The sequence below is a fragment of the Cellulomonas oligotrophica genome (assembly GCF_013409875.1).
In the GTDB taxonomy this organism is placed as follows: Bacteria; Actinomycetota; Actinomycetes; order Actinomycetales; family Cellulomonadaceae; genus Cellulomonas; species Cellulomonas oligotrophica.
On the sequence record NZ_JACCBK010000001.1, the window covers coordinates 3201102 to 3219185 of the forward strand.

Below are 18084 nucleotides of genomic sequence, written 5' to 3' on the forward strand. Positions count from 1 at the left end.
TCGTTCGTGCCACCGGTCCCGCAGTCCGTTCTGCGGCATTCCGCCGCACTCGTCGCCGCATTTGTCGGATTCGCGTCAGGAATGGTGGCCGCGCCACTCGTGGGTGCCGCCCGCGCCGCCGACCCCGTGGTCGTCGACGTCACCGTCACGACCGACGCCCCGCTGGCGGGGTGCGACGACGGCGCCGCGGGCACGTCGCTGCGCGAGGCCCTGTGCCAGGCCGAGGGTCTCGCGCCCGGGCCGGTGCTCGTGCGCGTCCCCGCGGGGACGCACCTGCTCACCGCCGGGGCGCTGACCGTCGACCCGCAGACCCCTCTCGACCTCACCGTGCAGGGCGTCGGGGCGGTCGTCGACGCGGGCGGTGCGTCACGCGTCCTCGACCTCGACCCGACGCTGACCGGCGGGCTCGACGTCACGGTGGAGGGGCTCACCCTCACCGGGGGTGCCGCCGGGCCGGACGAGCTCGGCGGCGGCGCCGTGATCGCCGGCAGCGGCGACGCCGGCAGCCCCGACTCGCTCACGCTGCGCGACTGCGTGCTCGAGGGCAACGCCACCACCGGCGGGCCCACGGACGCGGGCGGCGCCGTCTCGATGACCGGCGGGGCGCTCCTCGTGGAGCGCTGCACGCTCACCGGCAACACCTCCGACGGTGCCGGTGGCGCGGCGATCGCGTTCACGGGCGTCGACGGCGGCACGGACACCGTGACCGTCCGCGACTCGGTGGTGCAGGACAGCGCGGCCACCGGGGGCTCCGGGGTCGTCGGCGGGGCGGTCGACGTGTCGTGGGGGACGCCGACCGTCACCGTCGACGGCTCCCGGTTCGTGGGCAACACCGTGACGTCCACGTCCGGCGCGCCCGCGCAGGGTGCCGCGCTGCGCGTCGCCGCCGGCACGGCCACGATCACCGGCACCGCCGTGCTCGACAACGTCGTCACCGGGCCCGCGGGCTCGTCCGCCGCGCTGTGGCTGGCGGCCGGGACCGTGGCCGACTCCCGGGTCGCGGGCAACCTCGCCAACGGCACCCGCGACGGCGTGCAGGGCGCGACGTCCGCGCTGCGCACCTGGTGGGGCTGCACCGACCCGGCCGAGGGCACCGGCTGCGACGCGTCCGGCGGGGCCACGATCCTGCCCGCCGCCACGCTCGTCGCCACCGCCGACCCGACGTCCGCACCGGCCGGGGCGGACGTCGACGTCACGGTGGCGCTCGCGCTGACCGACGGCGCGGCCCCGACCGCGGCGCTGCTCGGCGCGTTCGTCGACGCGCCGGTCGTGTGGGGCGGCGTCACGACGACCGCGGCCGACGGGACGCTGGACGCGACCGGTGCCGCGGCGGCGGCGTTCACCATGCCCGGCACCGACGTGACGGCGACGGGCGCGGTCGACGGCGCCGCCGCCGGCGCGACCGTGCAGCTCCAGACGCCGCCGACGATCGGCACCGACCCCGCCGCCACGACCGTGGACGCCGGTGACGACGCGACGTTCACCGCGACGGTCTCCGGCGCCCCCGCGCCGACGCTGGACTGGCAGCGGCGCGCGACACCCACGGGCGCCTGGGTCAGCACGGGGGAGACGGGCGCGAGCCTCACCCTGGCGGGCGTGGCGCCCGGTGACGACGGCGTGCAGGTGCGGGTCGTGGCCACGAACGTCGTGGGCACCGCGACGAGCGCACCCGCGACGCTGACGGTGCACCACGGCCCGTCGTCCGTCACCGACCCCGACGACGTCCGCGGCCTCGCGGGCGACGACGTCACGTTCACGACGTCGTCGGTGGGGAACCCCGTGCCGGCGGTCCGCTGGGAGACGTCGCCGGACGGCACCACGTGGACGTCCGTGCCGGGCGCGACCGGGACCTCCTACGTGCGGACCCTGGGCCCGGACGACGACGACCTGCGCGTGCGTGCCGTGCACGCCGGCGCGACGGGCGAGGTCACGACCGCGGCGGCCGTCGTGACCCTCGACGCCGTGCCCGCCGTGACCGCCGACCCGCAGGGCGCGACCGTCGACGCCGGTGTCGACGCGACGTTCGGCGTGACGGTCACCGGGACGCCGGCGCCCGCGCTGCGCTGGCAGCACGACGCCGGCGGCTCGTGGGCCGACGTCGCCGGGGCGACGGGGACGAGCCTGACCGTCACCGGCACGGACCAGCTGCACGGCGTGCGGTACCGCGCCGTGGCGACCAACGAGCACGGCACCGCGACCAGCGCGCCGGCGACGCTCACGGTGCTCGTGCCGCCGACCGTGTCCGACCCGGCCGACGTCGCCACGGCGCCCGGCGGCACCGTCGAGCTGACCGTCACCACCACGGGCCGGCCCGTGCCCGACGTCACCTGGCAGACCTCGGCCGACGGCGTCACGTGGGACCCGGCCGGCTCCGGGACGACGCTCACCCTGACGCCCTCGGCCGACGACGACGGGCTGCTCGTGCGGGCCGTCGCCACGGCCACGCTCGTCGGCGGACCCGTCTCCGTCACCTCGGGCACCGCGACCGTGCGGGTCGCCGACCTGCCCGTGGCCGTGGACCCCGCCCCGCCGGTCGTCGACGCGCGGGCCGGCCTGCCCGTGACCGTCGCGTGGGAGGTCCTCGCCGCCGACGCGACCGTGGCGTGGTCGGTCTCGCGCGACGACGGCACGACGTGGGGCCCCACCCCGCTCGGCTGGACGCTGACCGCCACCCCGGGCGCCGACGTGCTGGGCGTGGCCGCTGCGGCCGTGCCCGTGCGGACCGTGCACGCGGCCACGTTCACCCCGACGCGCGCCGACGACGGCCTCGTCGTGCGGCTGCAGGTGACCACCGCGGGCGGGACCGTGACCCTGACGTCCACCGTGGACGTCGCCGCGGCGCCCACCGACCCCGACCCGACGGACCCCGACCCGACGGACCCGAGCGGCCCCGACCCGGTCGCGCCGGGTGGGGCCGGCACCGGCGGGGTCCGTCCGGGCGGCTCCTCCGCTGGACCCGGCCGGCTGCCGGACACCGGGGCCGACGTGCTCGCCCTCCTGGCCCTGGGGCTGCTCCTCACCCTGGGAGGGGCGGCCGCCGTGCGGGTCGCGCGGGCGGGCCGCCGCACGGCCTGACGCCGTCGCGCGGCTCGCGGCCTGACGCCGTCGTGCGGCTCGCGTCGTGCCTGGTGCGGGGCCGCGGGCGCGGGTCGGGCGGGCGCGTCCCACGGTCGGGCGGTGCGTCGCACCCGCGCGAAGCGGGACAATACGGACCAGGTGCGGTGTCCGAGGGGGGTCCGCGGAGTGCGAGGTGCACGACGGCGGTCGGCCGTGATGCCGCGTCCCGACCCCGGAGGAGACCCCATGGTCCGCACGTCCCGCACGTCCCGTCACGTCCGTCCGGCACCGGCGCCGACGACGTCCGGCCCCGCCGCGCGGCGCCGCCCGCTGCCCGTCGCGGCGGCGCTGGTGGTGCCGCTGGTGCTGCTCGCCGGGTGCACGGGTGGCGACTCCGGTGCGGTCGAGGCGGTCGTGCCCACGTCGTCCGCGTCGGCGGCCGGCACGGGCCTGGTCGAGCCGGGCGTGCCGACGGACCTCACGGCGGACGTGCTGCTGACCGACGGGATGTTCACGGGTGCGGCGGCCGGCGTCGCCCCGCTGGAGGTGACCACGTGGCAGCTGCCCCCGGCGTGCGGGGCGCTGGCGCTGCCGGCCTCGCTCACCGCGACGGGCGCGCAGGTCTACGGCGACGGCGACGACGGCACCGAGCAGGGTGTGCAGCAGGTCGTGGTGCTGCCCGACCCGGAGACGGCGGTCGACGTGGTCGCCGAGCTCGTCGCCGCGCTCGAGGACTGCGCGGGGAGCGGCGACGCCCCGGCGGAGTCGGCGCTGGAGGACGTGGCCGTGGGGGCGCAGGGCCACGGGTTCGTGACCGCGGCGGAGCCCGGTGACGAGGCGCTCGGCACGTACACGGTGCTCAGCCGCCGGGGCGCGGCCGTGACGGTCGTGGCGACGACGGGGCACCGCACGCCGGTGGGCGAGGCGCGCCGGCTCGTGACCAACGTGGCGCAGCAGGCGTGGCTGCGGCTGTGCCGGTACAGCGAGAACGGCTGCTGACGGCGCGTCAGCGGCGCTGGAGGAGCTGGACGGACTCGACGACGTCGATGCGGATGCAGGGGGCGGCGCCGGGCTGCCCGACGAACACGACGTTGCCCGACATGAGGCACTGCAGCGTGCCCTCGTAGACCCCGCCGGAGACGGTGCGCACACGCACGACGCTGCCGTCGAGCTGGTCCAGGTACGCGCGGACGCCGTTGGCCGGGTCGTGGGGGTTCATGGCGGAACGCTAACCCCGTGCCGGGCGGCACCGGCCTGCTGCGCCCCGAAAGGGTGAAGCGGTGGTCAGGCCCGGGTCAGGCGACGGCCGTCCCCGGGCGCCGACAGGCGAAGGTGGTCAACCGGTTGACACATTGATCGTCAACCGGTTGACTCCTCTCGTGGCCGATCGCATCACCGTGACCCTGCACGAGCTCGTCGCCCTGCTCGACGCGTACGCCGACGACGTGCTGCGCGCCGAGCACGCCATCACCTTCGGCGACTACCGCTACCTGGCCACGCTCGCCGAGCTCGACCGGCCCGACATCACCGAGCTCGCGCGCTGCCTCATGCTCACCAAGGCCGCCGTCAGCAAGCACCTGCCCGCGCTGGAGGCGCGCGGGTGGGTCGAACGGTCCGCCGACCCGGCCCACGCCCGGCGCGTCGTCGTCGGGCTCACCCCGGCCGGGGTGCGGGTCGTCGAGGAGGCCGGCGGGCGCCTCGACGCCGACTTCGCCGCCGCGTTCACCGGCGGGCACCCCCCGCTCGACCTCGACGCCCTGCACGCCGGGCTGCGCACCGCCGTGGTGCGCGTCCAGGAGAGGCTCGCCGGCCCGCCTCCGCGCTGAGCCGCGGGCCCTGCGCCCGTCGTCCCTGCTCCCTGCGCGGCGACCGCCGCGCAGCACCCCCGCACACCCTGACGAGGAGCTCCACCATGCCCGGAACCCACCCCCGCACCCGTCCCGCGGCCGTCGACGGCGAGCCGCTGCGCGTCCTCGTCGTCGTCGGCCACCCGCTGGCCGGCAGCCTCGTGCACGCGCTGGCCGCCGCCTACGTCGACGCCGCAGCGGGTGCCCAGGTCCGCGTCGTCGACCTCGCCGCCGACCCCGTCCCCGCCCACCCGGCGTCGATCGACGAGCTGCGCACGGCCCGCGACGGCACCACCGCGCACCTGGGGGCCGACGTCGACCGGTACGTCGCCGACCTGCGGTGGGCCGACCACGTGGTGCTGCTCTTCCCGCAGTGGTGGGGCACGTACCCCGCGGTCCTCAAGGCCTGGATCGACCGCACGTTCCTGTCCGGGGCGGCGTTCCGCTACCTGCCGGGGCGCCGGTGGGAGCGGCTGCTGCGCGGGCGCACGGCGCGGATCGTCATGACCATGGACTCCCCGCGCTGGTGGAACCGGCTGCGCTACCGGAACGCCGCCGAGACGTCCCTGCGCAACGCCGTCCTGGCGTACTGCGGCGTCCGCGTCACGGGCGTGACCCGGTTCGCGGAGGTGCGCCACCAGGACGCCGCGACGCGCGAGGCGTGGCTGCGCACGGCCGCCCGGCTCGGTGCGCAGGACGCCCGACGGCGCCGGACCCCGCGCGTCGAGCACGAGCCGTCCCCCCGGCCGGCCGCCGTCTGAGGGCGGCCGGCCCGCGGCGTCCGTCCGTGGGGTCGGTCCGGGGCGTCAGGCGCCGAGCGGGCCCCGGACGATCGAGTCGCCCGAGTGGGCGGGGTCGCCGTCGAGGGGTTCGAGCGAGACGTCGACGACCGAGAAGTCGTCGAGGTCGAGGTCGGCCGGCAGCGGTACCCGGGCCGAGGCGCCGGTGAGCGGGCCCAGGCTGACCAGCCCGCTCAGGTCCGGGCGCAGCAGCCAGACCTCGCGGTAGCCGTCCTCGTCGGGTGTCGCGTCGTCCAGGTCCACGACCAGGACGCGCGAGCCGTCGGCGGACGTCTCGACCACGGCCGTGCCGGACGCGTCCCAGCCGGGCAGCGCGTCGAGCGTGGCCCGGGCCACGACCTCCTGGGCCGGGTCCGTCGGCCGGGCGGCCCACCAGGCGCCGGTCCCGCCGACGACGAGGCCTGCCGCCGCGGCACCGGCCACCCACGCCCACGTGCGCCGGCGGCGCAGCGGCACCACGGGTGCGAGGGCGGCGGGTGCGGGGTCGGGTGCGCCGGTCGTCACGGGCGCGGCGGACGTGGCCCGTGCGGCGGCCGTGGCCGGTGCGGCGGTCGGGCCGGTGCCCGTCGGCGCCAGCCCGAGCTCGGCCGCGACGCGGTCCCACACCTGCGGGGCCGGTGCCACGAGCCCGGGGGCGTCGCGCTCCTCGCGCGCCAGGTCCACGACCCCGCGCAGGGCCGCGAGCTCCTCGGCGCAGCGCGGGCACGCCGTCAGGTGCGCGAGGTCCGCGTCCGACGCGACGGCCTCCCCGAGGGCGACGAGGGCGATCACCTCGTCGTCCACGTGCGTGTGCATGTCACTCGACGACACCCTCCACCTCCCATCGGGTCCTCAGCCGCGCCAGGCTGCGCCGGACATGGCTCTTCACGGTGCCTATCGGCAGGTCCATCCGTCGTGCGATCTGGTCGTGCGTGAGGTCGTCGTAGAACGCGAGCCGCAGGATCGTACGCTGCGGGTCGCCGAGCCGGTCGAGGGCGTCCCGCACGACCACACGGTCCACCACCTTCGTGTCGACCCCGGGGGCGAGCCGCTCCGGCTCGGACGCCGCGGTCGCCACCCGCAGCCGCCCGTCGCGTGCCCGTCGCTCGTGGGCGTCGGCGACCGCGTTGCGGGTGATGCCCAGCAGCCAGGCCGGCAGGCGCGAGCGCTGCGGGTCGAACCGGTGCCGGCCGCGCCACGCCTCGACGAACACGTGCTGGGTGACCTCCTCGGCCTCCGCCACCGTGCCCAGCGAGCGCAGCGCGACCGTGTGCACGAGGGTCGCCCAGCGCCGGTACGCCTCCCGCACCGCGTCCTCGTCGCCCGCGGCGAACGCGACGCCCAGCTCGGTGACACCCTCGCCGTCGGCGGTCGCGACACCTGCCGCGGGACCGCGGGCGCCGCCGGGCGGCGGGTCGGGGGCCGCCGGCAGCCCGGCGGACGGACCAGCCACCGTCACGAACCACTCCTCACCCGTCGCCCGGTCCACCGTGGGCAGGGCCTGCAGCACGGTGTCACCCCTCGACCGGGTCGGCGGTGACGACGACGTTGTCCGCATAGTGTCCGACGTCCTCGCGGAACTCGCCTCCGCAGGTCACGAGGACGAGGCGGCGCGAACCCTCACGGTCGAACCACTCGCCGACCGGTGCCGTGTCCTTCGGCACCGCGACGACCTCGCTGACCCGGTACGTGTGCACCGTACCGTCCTGCGCGTCGACCTCCACCAGGGCCCCGGGCTGCACGTCCCGCAGCCGGGAGAACGGGCCGACGCCCGTGGTCCACGAGTCGACGTGCGCGGCGATCAGCGTGGACCCGGCGGGGGACGCCGGGGCGGGGCCGAAGCGGTACCAGGCGGCCCGGTCGGCCCCCTCGGGCAGCTCCATGTCCCCCTCCGGCCGGACGCCCACGGGGTCGACCGGCATGTCGATGTCGAGGTCGGGCACCCGGACCCGGACGGGGGCCGGGGGTGCGGCCACCTGGAGGGCGGCCAGGGAGGCGTCCTGCACGGGGACGTCCGGGACGGCGGCCGGGGTCGGCTCCGCGGTCGCGGCGGGTGCGGGCGTCACGGACGCGGTGGCCGTGGGTGCGACGGCCGGCGCGTCGGGCGCGGGCCCCGTGCAGCCGGTCAGGACGAGGGCCCCGGTGGTGGCGAGCGCGGCGAGCGCGGCGCGCACCCTCTGCCCGCCCCGGGGGGAGAGGGCCGCGGCCCGGGAGCGGGCGGATCGTGCCGCCGTCCGCCCCCGGGCCGCGTGGTGGTGCGCCGCGCGGTGCGGCGTCAGCGCTCCGCCTTCACGGTCGCCCGGCGGGCGACGCCGAGGCCGAGCGCGGCCATGGCGGCCAGGCCGCCGGCGAGCAGCGCCCACGTGCCGGTCGAGGTGCCCTGCGCGGCGGCGCCGGTCTGGCCCGCCTGGACGCCGGACGGCGAGGAGTGCAGCCCGTCGATGGTCTGCGTGGCCAGCGCGAGCGACGCCGGGTCCGAGCTCGCCGAGCCCCAGGCGTAGACGATGGTGCTGGTGCCCTCGGTGACGGGGACGTCGGCCGGGCCGAGCAGCGCGGGCTCGGTGGTGCCGGCGGCCACGACGCTGGCGGAGACGGTGCCGGCGGGCAGGTCGAGGACCTGCTCGTCGGGGTTCTCCAGGCCGGAGATCACGGCGGTGCCGCCCGCGAGGACGTCGACGGCCGGGGCCGCGGCGATGTGGCGGACCGTGAGGCGGCCCTCGCCGGCGGCGGTGGCCGACGTGTCGTTGGTGAACAGCGTCGCCGTGGGCTCGCCGTCCGCGTCCAGGTGCGCGGCGGCGGTGTAGCTCATGCCCGCCTCGAGGGGCAGGTCCACGGGGCCGATGGCCGGCTCGGAGTCGTCCTCGGCGTCCGCGGCGGTGATCGCGACGGTGTAGGTGCCGGCGGGCAGCTCGAGCGGGCCGGCCAGGTCGCCCGGCTCGAAGTCGTCGAGGGTGCGCTCGCCGTTGACCCACACGTCGACCGTCAGGTCCGGCACCCCGTGCAGGACGGAGAGGCTGGCGGCGTCGTCCGTGGCGGCCGAGGCGGGCACCGCGGCGAGCGTGACGGCCGCGAGTGCGAGCGATCCGGCGGCGGTGCCGGCGATGAGTCGTGCGCGCATGTCGTCCTCCTGGTTGTGGCCCGCGGGTGCGGGCGCTGACGTGCTTGCACCCCTACTTCCGGGCGAGGGGCCCGCGCGGATGCACCTGCGCCGAGATTTCTTCGACGGATCTGCGACCAGGGGTCGGGCGGGGAGGGGGCCGGCATCGAGGGACCTACGTCCCGGCACGACGTCGACGCCACATCTAGTGTCACAACCGTGTAATTCGCACTAGATGTAGTGCGTGGATGAGGAGGAATGTCCGGTGACCACGATCGACACGGGTCTGCCCGAGGGGCGCACCGCCGCCGTGACGCCCACCGGCCTGGTGGTGCGCAAGCGCGACGGCCGGGCCCTGCCGTTCGACGCGGCCCGCATCCGGGCGGCCCTGGCCAAGGCGTTCGTCGAGGTGCACGGCGAGATCGGCCCGCTGGACGAGCTGTCGATCGCGGACCTGCTCGCCCGCGTGTGCGCCGAGCTCGCCGAGCGGTACTCCGGCGAGGTGCGGATCTACGAGATCCAGAACGTCGTCGAGCACACCCTGCTCGAGGCCCACGAGTACGACGTCGCGAAGGCGTACATCGACTACCGCGTGCAGCGGGACCTCGCGCGCAGCCGGTCGCTCGACATCAACCACTCCGTCGGCCAGCTCGTGGCCAAGGAGCAGGCGGTCGTCAACGAGAACGCCAACAAGGACAGCGACGTCTTCAACACCCAGCGCGACCTCACCGCCGGCGCGGTCAGCAAGGCCATCGGCCTGCGGATGCTCCCGCCGCACGTGGCCAACGCGCACGCCAAGGGCGACCTGCACTACCACGACCTCGACTACCACCCCTACGCGCCGATGACGAACTGCTGCCTCATCGACTTCCGCACGATGCTGCGCGAGGGCTTCCGGATCGGCAACGCCCAGGTCGACCCTCCCCGGTCCATCCAGACCGCGACCGCGCAGATCTCCCAGATCATCGCCAACGTGTCGTCCAGCCAGTACGGCGGGTGCTCCGTCAACCGCATCGACGAGCTCCTCGCCCCGTACGCGCAGCGCAACTACGCCAAGCACCTCGACGAGGCGCAGCGGTGGGTCGACGACGCCGGGCGCCGCGAGGACTACGCCCGCGAGCGCACGCGCAAGGACATCGACGACGCGATGCAGAGCCTCGAGTACGAGATCAACACCCTGTTCACGTCCAACGGGCAGACGCCGTTCACGTCGGTCGGGTTCGGGCTCGGCACGGGCTGGTTCGAGCGGGAGATCCAGCGCGCGATCCTGCAGATCCGCATCCTCGGGCTCGGCAAGGAGCGGCGCACCGCGATCTTCCCCAAGTTGATCTTCACGCTGCGCCGCGGCGTGAACCTCGACCCCGACGACCCGAACTACGACCTCAAGCAGCTCGCCGTGGAGTGCGCCACGAAGCGCATGTACCCCGACGTGCTCAGCTACGACAAGATCGTCGAGATCACCGGCTCGTTCAAGGTGCCCATGGGGTGCCGCTCGTTCCTGCAGGGCTGGACCGACGAGGACGGCGAGGACGTCGTCGAGGGGCGCATGAACCTCGGCGTGGTGACGCTCAACGTGCCGCGGGTCGCGCTGGAGGCCCGCGGCGACCTCGACGCGTTCTGGGCGCTGCTCGACGAGCGGCTCGTCACGGTCCGCGACGCGCTGCTCTACCGCGTCGAGCGGTGCAAGGAGGCCGTGCCGGCCAACGCCCCGATCCTCTACGTGCACGGCGCCTTCGGCCGGCGCCTGCAGCCCGGCGACGACGTCGACGCCCTGTTCCGAGGCGGCCGGGCGACCGTGTCGCTGGGGTACATCGGCCTGTACGAGGCGGCCGCCGCGTTCTACGGCGGTGCGTGGGAGCAGGACCCGCAGGCCAAGGAGTTCACGCTGCGCGTCCTGCGCACCCTCGCCGCGCACGCCCAGGCGTGGACCGACGAGCACGGGTACAAGTTCTCGGTCTACTCGACGCCGAGCGAGAGCCTGACCGACCGGTTCTGCCGGCTCGACCGCGCGAAGTTCGGGCCGGTGCCCGACATCACCGACAAGGACTACTACACGAACAGCTTCCACTACGACGTGCGCAAGAGCCCCACGCCGTTCGAGAAGCTCGACTTCGAGGCCGAGTACGCCCCGCTGACGTCCGGCGGGTTCATCCACTACTGCGAGTACCCGGTGCTGCAGCAGAACCCCCGGGCGCTCGAGGCCGTGTGGGACTACGCCTACGACCGGGTCGGCTACCTGGGCACGAACACCCCGATCGACCGGTGCCTGGAGTGCGGGTTCTCCGGCGACTTCACGCCCACGGCCCGCGGGTTCGCGTGCCCGGGCTGCGGCAACGAGGACCCGCGCACGTGCGACGTCGTCAAGCGCACCTGCGGCTACCTGGGCAACCCCCAGCAGCGGCCGATGGTGCACGGGCGGCACGTGGAGATCTCCTCGCGGGTCAAGCACCTGGCCGGCAGCACGGGCTCCGTCCCGGGCGCGCCCGCGGACGCCTGACGGTGGCCCGCACGCCCGTGCCCGGCGGGTGGCGGGCGGCGCGCCTGAGCCAGGGGCGCGTCGCCGGCTACCAGCCGTTCGTCATGGTCGACGGCGAGGGCGTGCGGTGCTCCCTGTACGTCAGCGGCTGCCCGTTCGCGTGCGACGGGTGCTTCAACGAGGCCGCGTGGAGCTTCCGGTACGGCGAGCCCTACGACGAGGCGCTCGCCGACCGCGTCCTCGCCGACCTCGCCCACGAGGCCGTGCAGGGGCTGTCGCTGCTCGGCGGGGAGCCGTTCCTCAGCACCGGCGTGTGCCTCGACGTGGTGGGCCGGCTGCGGGCCGCGCACGGGCGCGCCAAGGACGTGTGGTGCTGGACGGGGTACACGTTCGAGGAGCTGCTGGCCGAGGTCGCGGCCGGGCAGGACGACAAGGCGGCGCTGCTCGCGGAGCTCGACGTGCTCGTCGACGGCCGCTTCGAGATCGCCGAGCGGGACCTGACCCTGGCGTTCCGCGGCAGCCGCAACCAGCGGGTCCTCGACGTGCCCCGCTCCCTGGCCGCCGGCCGCGCCGTGCCCTGGGCCGGCGCCTGAGCCCTCAGGCGCGCGGGCGGCGGAGCGCGTCGCGCAGGCGCGGCACGACCGTGCCCTCGTCGCGCATCTGCGCCCGGGCGCGGCGGCGGCTGTGCAGCACCCCGGCGACGCCCACCAGCCACGGCACGAGCAGCACCGCGAACGCCAGCCGGTACGCGTCGAGCGAGTACGTGACCGCGCCCGGCGGGGACACGGCCTGCAGCACCACGCCCACCGCGAGCACCCCCACGACCGACGACGTGAACCCACCCATGTTGACGAACCCCGTGGCCGTGCCGAGCCGGTCCGCGGCCGTGAACGACCGGGCGAAGTCGATGCCGACCAGCGACACCGGTCCGCCGGCGCCGATCACGACCGCGAACACCGCGAGCTGCCACATCGGCCGCGGCGTCGACGGCGCGAGCAGCAGCACCCACGCCACGAGCGTCGCGACCGCCGAGGCCAGCACCGCCCACGAGCGGCGCAGCGGGTGCCGGGCCGTGAACCGCCCCACCACCGGCCCGGCGACCATCGCCGACAGCGTGAGGAGCGTGAGGAGCGCGCTGGCCTCCGCCGGCGAGCGGCCCTGCGCGGTGACGAAGAACGGCACGCCCCACAGCAGCGCCAGCACGTTCGCGCTGAACGGCGGCAGGAAGTGCGACCAGAACCCCAGCCGTGTCCCGGCCGGACGGGCGGCTGCCCGCACGGCGTGCAGGAAGCGCTCGCGGGCCGCGTCGGCGACCACGGTCGTGCGGGTCGGCGGGGGAGCGGACAGCCACAGCCACGCGACGACGGACGTGACGGCACCGACGACAGCCAGGGCGCCGAACGTCGTGCCCCACCCGCGCGCGTGCAGCAGCCAGGCGACGCCGATCGCGGACACGAGCTGGCCGCTCTGCCCGATCAGCCCGGTGACCTGCACCAGCACCGGCACGCGGCGCGGCGGGAACCACTGCGCCACCAGGCGGCACGCGCTGATGAAGATGCCCGCGTCGCCGGCGCCGATGAGCAGCCGCGCCACCAGGGCGAGCGGCACCGTGTCCGCGACCGCCAGCAGGCCCTGCCCGGCGGCCATGACGACCGAGCCCGCGGTGATGACGGCCCGCGCGCCGTACCGGTCGAGGAGCTGCCCGGCGGGGATCTGCAGCCCCGCGTACATCACGAGCTGGACCACGACGAACGACGACAGGGTGGTCGCCGCCAGGTCGAACCGGGCCGTCGCGTCGACGCCCGCGACCCCCAGGGCGGTGCGGTGCACGACCGCCACGAGGTAGGCCAGCACGGCCACCGTGTAGACGACCGGTGCCGCTCGACGACCCTGCACCGGCACCCCGCGCACCCCGTTCCGATCGCGTCGTCCGTGCGCCTGCACGGGCTGCACCAGCCTAGGCCCGCGGGTGCCTTCCCCCATCCGGGCGAAAGTCCAGGACTGTGGCCCTGGACGTTTGACCAACGTCCGGCGATGGCGCACACTCGTACCCGACGGTGCGTATCGCCTGCCCCCTGCGCGGTACGCACCGTCACTCACGTCCTGGAGCGGGACGGGCCCCACGGCCCGTCCCGCTCCTGCGTTGTCGGACGGCCGGCTCGGACGGGCAGCCCCTGCGTCGTCGGACGGTCGCCGGGGCGATCTCACGCCCCGATCCGGCGTCCCCGGCGTGCCCGCCGCCGCATCGGCGCGCCGTCGGTCTACCGTGCCAGCGTGACCGCCCCCGCACGCACTCCCGGCACGGGACCTGCTCCTGCCGGGACGCCCCCGACCACCGCTCCCGACGGCACCGAGCCGGGCGCCGGCACCCCCGCGCCGGCGTCGCCCGGCGTGACGCTCGTGGAGACCCCCTCGCCCGCCGACGTGCTCGCCCGCGCCGTCGGGCGGTGGCGCGACGCCCTCGCCGAGGCCGCCGGTGCGTCCACGCTCAGCGACGTCGACCAGCTCGGCGACGCGGCCCTCGACCTGTCGTCGGCGCACCCGTCGGGCATGGCCCAGCTGTTCGCCGGCCGCCCCACGCGCCTGTCGAACCTCGTGCGCGAGGCCGGTGCCGCGTCCGCCGCGCGCCGCCGCGCCCGCACCGTCGCCGCCCGCGCCGCCCTGTACACCCAGCGGTACGGCATCGCCCCCACGTCGCTGGCCATCGGCGTCGCGACCTGGACCGACCGGTCGAGCGCGCAGCTCGCGTCCGACGACGTCGGCGCCCTGGCGTCCGTCACCAGCCGCCGCGCGCAGGACCAGCCGTCGACGCAGCGCGGCGCCGCCGTGCGCACCGTGCGCGCCCCCGTGCTGCTGCGCCCCGTGACGCTGCGCCAGCGCGGCGCCGGCGAGGGCGACCTCGAGCTGGACCTCGAGCCGTCCCTCGAGGTCAACCCCGTGCTGGCCCGGGCGCTGCGCAGCCACGGCGCGCTCCTCGACCCCGGTGCCGTCGCCCGCGGCACGTTCACCGCCGCCGGGTTCGACCCGCGCGGCGCCCTGCAGCGTCTCGCGTCTCTCGGCGAGGCCGTGCTCGAGGACTTCACGCTCGTCGACCGCGTCGTCGTCGGCACCTTCGTGCACCCCGGGCAGGTGCTCGTCGACGACCTCGACCAGCTCGCCGGCACGCTCGAGCAGCACGAGGTCGTGCGCGCGCTCGCCGGCGTGGAGGAGGCGCACCGCGAGCTCGACGTGCCGCTGCCCGCGCCGTACGTCGGCGACCGCGACCCCGACGCCGAGCGCGGCGTGGGGGACCTCGACCCCGCCCAGCAGCACGTGCTCGACGTCGTGGCGACCGGCGCCCACGTCTTCGTCGACGCCCCCACCGGCGCCGACGTCACGGGCACCCTCGCCGCGCTCGTCGCGGACGCCGCGGCGTCCGGCCGGACCGTGCTGTACGTGCCGGGGCACCGGCGCGCGGCCACCTCGCTCGTCGAACGGATGACCGGCCTCGGCCTCGGCGACCTCGTGCTCGACGTCGAGCCGCACGCGGGCTGGCGCACCGCTGCCGGCCGCCGGCTGCTGTCCGCGATGACCCTGGAGGCGCCCGTCCCCGACGCCGCCCGCACCGCGGCGGTGCGCGGCCGCCTCGTCGAGCACCGCGAGCGGCTGCGCGGGTACGTCGACGCGCTGCACACCGTGCGCGACCCGTGGGGCGTCTCGGCGTACGACGCGCTGCAGGAGCTCGCCCGGCTGACGTCCGCCCGCCCGGCCCCCCGCACGACCGTGCGTCTGGACGCCGCGACGGTGCGCTCGCTCGACGCGGCTGCGCGGGCCCGCCTCGGGGCGGACCTCGTTCGGGCGGGCGAGCTCGGCGCGTTCACCCTGCGGCCGCAGGACACCCCGTGGTTCGGCGCCGCCGTGCGGACGTCGGCCGACGCCCAGGTGGTGCGCCGCCGGCTGGACCGGCTGCTCGACGTCACGCTGCCCGTGCTCACGGACCGGGTCGTGCAGGTCGCGTCGGAGACGGGCCTGACCCGCGCCGTGTCGCCCGCCGCGTGGGCCGAGCAGCTGCGGATGCTCGACGGGGTGCGCAGCTCGCTCGACGTGTTCCTGCCGCTGGTGTTCGAGCGCACGGCCGCCGACCTCGTCGCCGCGACCGCGACGCCGCAGTGGCGCGAGGAGCAGGGCGTCACCATGGGCTTCTGGGTGCGTCGGCGGCTGCGCCGGCAGGCCAAGGACATGGTGCGCCCGGGCCGCCCGGTCGCCGACCTGCACGCCGCGCTGCTGGAGGTGCAGGCGCGCCGCGAGGTGTGGCAGGCGCACTGCCCCGCGGGCGGCTGGCCGCGGCTGCCCGACGGCCTCGAGCTCATCGAGGAGGAGCACGCCGCGGTGCGGGCCGACCTCGAGGCGCTCGACGAGGTGCTCGCGGGCACGCCCGGCGGTGCGGGCCTGCTGACGACGCCGTTCGAGGCGCTGCGCACCCGGCTGGAGCGGCTGCGCGACACCGCGGACGCGCTGCGCACCCTGCCCGAGCGCACCCAGCTCGTGCAGGGCGTGCGCGACGCGGGCCTCGGCGCACTCGTCGACGAGCTGACCGAGCGTCGCGCCGACCCCGCCGGCGCCCCCGCCGAGCTGGACCTGGCCTGGTGGAGCACCGTGTTCGAGCAGGTGCTGGCGGCCGACCCCGCGCTGGCCGGGTACGACGGGGCCGCCCTGGGCGCCCTGTCGGCGGCCTACGCGGAGCTGGACCGGGCCCACGTGGCGAGCCTGCCCGGGCCCGTGCGGGCCGCGGTGCACGCGCACGCCGCGACGGCCGTCGCCGCGCACCGCGCGCAGGCCGAGCAGCTGTTCGCCGAGCTCGTCGACGACCGTCTGACGTCCGTGCGGGACACCATGGCGCGCTACCCCGAGGTCGCGCCGCGGCTGCGGCCCGTGCTCGTGGCCGGGCCGATGCTCGTGCCGCAGGTGCTGCCCGCGGCACGGACCGTCGACCTCGTGGTCGTCGACGCCGCCGCGCACCTGCCCCTGGAGGCGGCGCTCGCGGCGGTGGCCCGCGGCCGGCAGGTCGTCGTGGTGGGGGACGCCCGCTGCGCGTCCGGCACCGCGGTGCGCGACCTCGCCGACGCCCTGCCCGTCGTGGCGCTGCACGCCGACTCCTCGCGCCGCGACCCGTACCTGACGTCGTTCCTCGCCGCGCACGGCTACCACGGGGTGCTCGTCCCGACGCCGCTGCCCGGCTCGGCCCCGCTGGTGCGCCTCGACCTCGTCGACGGCACGGGCATGCCCGACCCCGCCTCGGGCATGGTCGACTCGACGCGCGCCGAGGTCGAGCGGGTCCTCGAGCTGGTCGTCGACCACGTGCTCATGCACCCCGACGAGTCCCTCGCGGTGGTCACCCTCACGCCCCGGCACGCGGACGCGGTCCGGGAGGTCGTCCTCGGCGAGGTCCGCGACAACCCGGCCCTGTCGGCGTTCTTCGACGCGGCCCGCCCCGAGCACTTCGTCGTGGTCGACGTCGGCAACGTGGCCGGGCTGCGCCGCGAGGCCGTGATCCTCTCGCTCGGCCTCGGACGCACGCCGCACCGCCGGGTGCTGCACTCCTTCGGCGCGGTGAGCCGCCCCGGCGGGGACGCGCTGCTGCTGGACGCGCTGGGCGCGACCCGGCACCGCCTCACGGTCGTCTCCTGCTTCGCCGGCGAGGACCTGGACCCGGAGCGGCTGCGCGGCCCCGGCCCGCAGGTGCTGGCCGACCTGCTCCTGTTCGCCGCGGACCGTGGCGCCCAGCGCGGGCCCACGGGGACCTCGCACCGGCCCGAGCCGGGCTCCGACCCCGACCGGCTGGTGCTCGACCTGGCGGAGCGGCTGTGGCAGCACGGGCTGCTCGTCGACGTCGACCACGGCGTCCCCGGCGGGGCCCGGATCCCGCTGGTGGTGGGCCACCCGGACCTGCCCGACGAGATGCTCGTGGCGGTGCTCACCGACGACGACACGTACGTCGGGGAGCCCAGCGTGCGGGTGCGCGACCGGCTCGCCGCCGACCGGCTCGAACGGCTGGGGTGGTCGGTCGTGCGGGTGTGGTCGGCTGCGGCCTTCCTCGACCCGCAGGCCGAGGTCGACCGGATCCGGCGCGTGCTGCACGCACGGCTGGCCCAGCGCGCGCCGCACGTGGCCGTGCCGCCGAGCGTGCCGGTGCCGCTGGTCGTCGAGGCGCCGGCGGCCGACCTGACGCCCGTGACGGCGCCGGGTGTGCCGTCGTGGGCGACGTCCGCCCCGGCCACGGGGCAGGTGCCCGTGGTGCGCGAGCCGACCGGTGCGACCCCCGTGGTGCGCAACCCCACGGGAGTGACGCCGGTGGTGGGCGCGGCGACGGGCGCGGTCCCGGTGGTCCGGCCGGCGACGGGTGCGACGCCGGCGGTCCGGCCGGCGACCGGCGCGACGCCCGTGGTCGGTCCGTCGACCGGCATGACGCCCGTGTGGCCGGCGACCGGTGCCACCCCCGCGGTGGCGCCGGCGACGGGCGAGACGCGGGCGGTGCGTCCGGCGACCGGTGCGACGCCGGCGGCCCCCGAGCCGGCACCGGTGACGGGGGAGCAGCTGGCCCTGCCCGTGCGGCCGGGCCCGCGTCCCGACGTGCGGCCGGGGCTGCCGATCGGCGCCTACAGCGACGACCAGCTCGACGACCTGGTGCGGTGGCTGCGGTCCGACGGGCTGGAGCGCACGCGCGAGCAGCTCGCGGACGCGCTGCGCGCCGAGCTGGCGCTCACGCGGCGGGGTCACCGTGTCGACGGTGTGGTGCGCGACGCGGTGAACCGCGCCTTCTCCTGAGGCCCCGGCACCCGGCGGGGACCG

General features: G+C 76.7%; 13 protein-coding genes. 7 read left to right on the forward strand and 6 right to left on the reverse strand.

Annotated features, from left to right (window positions below):
- Positions 1–84: 84 nt before the first annotated feature.
- Positions 85–3075, forward strand: coding sequence for a beta strand repeat-containing protein (locus BKA21_RS20015; RefSeq protein ID WP_179625388.1), 2991 nt, complete (start codon positions 85–87; stop codon positions 3073–3075).
- A 228-nt stretch (positions 3076–3303) separates the two neighbouring features.
- Positions 3304–4056 carry a sensor domain-containing protein gene (locus tag BKA21_RS14705; protein WP_170209059.1) on the forward strand — a complete coding sequence of 251 codons (753 nt, stop codon included), beginning with the start codon at positions 3304–3306 and terminating at the stop codon, positions 4054–4056.
- Between the two features lie 7 nt (positions 4057–4063).
- Here the strand turns inward: BKA21_RS14705 and BKA21_RS14710 are convergent, their stop codons facing one another.
- Entirely contained in the window at positions 4064–4276 is a 213-nt protein-coding gene (locus BKA21_RS14710) for a hypothetical protein (RefSeq protein WP_140459727.1), read from the reverse strand.
- A gap of 160 nt (positions 4277–4436) precedes the next feature.
- Here BKA21_RS14710 and BKA21_RS14715 point away from each other — a divergent pair, with 160 nt between their 5' ends.
- Entirely contained in the window at positions 4437–4883 is a 447-nt protein-coding gene (locus BKA21_RS14715) for a MarR family winged helix-turn-helix transcriptional regulator (RefSeq protein WP_239073041.1), read from the forward strand.
- Between the two features lie 86 nt (positions 4884–4969).
- Entirely contained in the window at positions 4970–5665 is a 696-nt protein-coding gene (locus BKA21_RS14720; RefSeq protein WP_140459729.1) for an NAD(P)H-dependent oxidoreductase, read from the forward strand.
- Between the two features lie 45 nt (positions 5666–5710).
- On the opposite strand, the gene BKA21_RS14725 is transcribed toward BKA21_RS14720, so the two are convergent.
- From BKA21_RS14725 to BKA21_RS14740, 4 genes are all read right to left on the reverse strand, one after another.
- Positions 5711–6499 carry an anti-sigma factor gene (locus tag BKA21_RS14725; RefSeq protein WP_140459730.1) on the reverse strand — a complete coding sequence of 263 codons (789 nt, stop codon included), beginning with the start codon at positions 6497–6499 and terminating at the stop codon, positions 5711–5713.
- 1 nt (position 6500) lies between these two features.
- Positions 6501–7028, reverse strand: coding sequence for an RNA polymerase sigma factor (locus BKA21_RS14730; protein ID WP_239073045.1), 528 nt, complete (start codon positions 7026–7028; stop codon positions 6501–6503).
- Between the two features lie 169 nt (positions 7029–7197).
- Positions 7198–7857: a class F sortase gene (locus BKA21_RS14735; RefSeq protein ID WP_140459732.1), complete on the reverse strand. Its 660-nt coding sequence runs from the start codon at positions 7855–7857 to the stop codon at positions 7198–7200.
- Between the two features lie 101 nt (positions 7858–7958).
- Positions 7959–8801, reverse strand: a complete 843-nt coding sequence (locus BKA21_RS14740; protein ID WP_140459733.1) for a DUF4397 domain-containing protein — start codon at positions 8799–8801, stop codon at positions 7959–7961.
- 244 nt (positions 8802–9045) lie between these two features.
- Here BKA21_RS14740 and nrdD point away from each other — a divergent pair, with 244 nt between their 5' ends.
- The gene (nrdD, locus tag BKA21_RS14745; RefSeq protein WP_140459734.1) at positions 9046–11277 is read left to right on the forward strand and encodes an anaerobic ribonucleoside-triphosphate reductase; all 2232 of its coding nucleotides are present in this window, start codon (positions 9046–9048) and stop codon (positions 11275–11277) included.
- 2 nt (positions 11278–11279) lie between these two features.
- Positions 11280–11849, forward strand: a complete 570-nt coding sequence (nrdG, locus tag BKA21_RS14750) for an anaerobic ribonucleoside-triphosphate reductase activating protein (protein ID WP_140459735.1) — start codon at positions 11280–11282, stop codon at positions 11847–11849.
- A 4-nt stretch (positions 11850–11853) separates the two neighbouring features.
- Here the strand turns inward: nrdG and BKA21_RS14755 are convergent, their stop codons facing one another.
- A complete protein-coding gene (locus tag BKA21_RS14755) occupies positions 11854–13158 on the reverse strand; it encodes an MFS transporter (protein WP_308463963.1) in 1305 nt (434 codons plus the stop codon).
- Positions 13159–13530: 372 nt separating this feature from the next.
- On the opposite strand from BKA21_RS14755, the gene BKA21_RS20245 reads away from it, so the two are divergent.
- Positions 13531–18060: a PDDEXK-like endonuclease domain-containing protein gene (locus tag BKA21_RS20245; protein ID WP_140459737.1), complete on the forward strand. Its 4530-nt coding sequence runs from the start codon at positions 13531–13533 to the stop codon at positions 18058–18060.
- Positions 18061–18084: the final 24 nt, after the last annotated feature.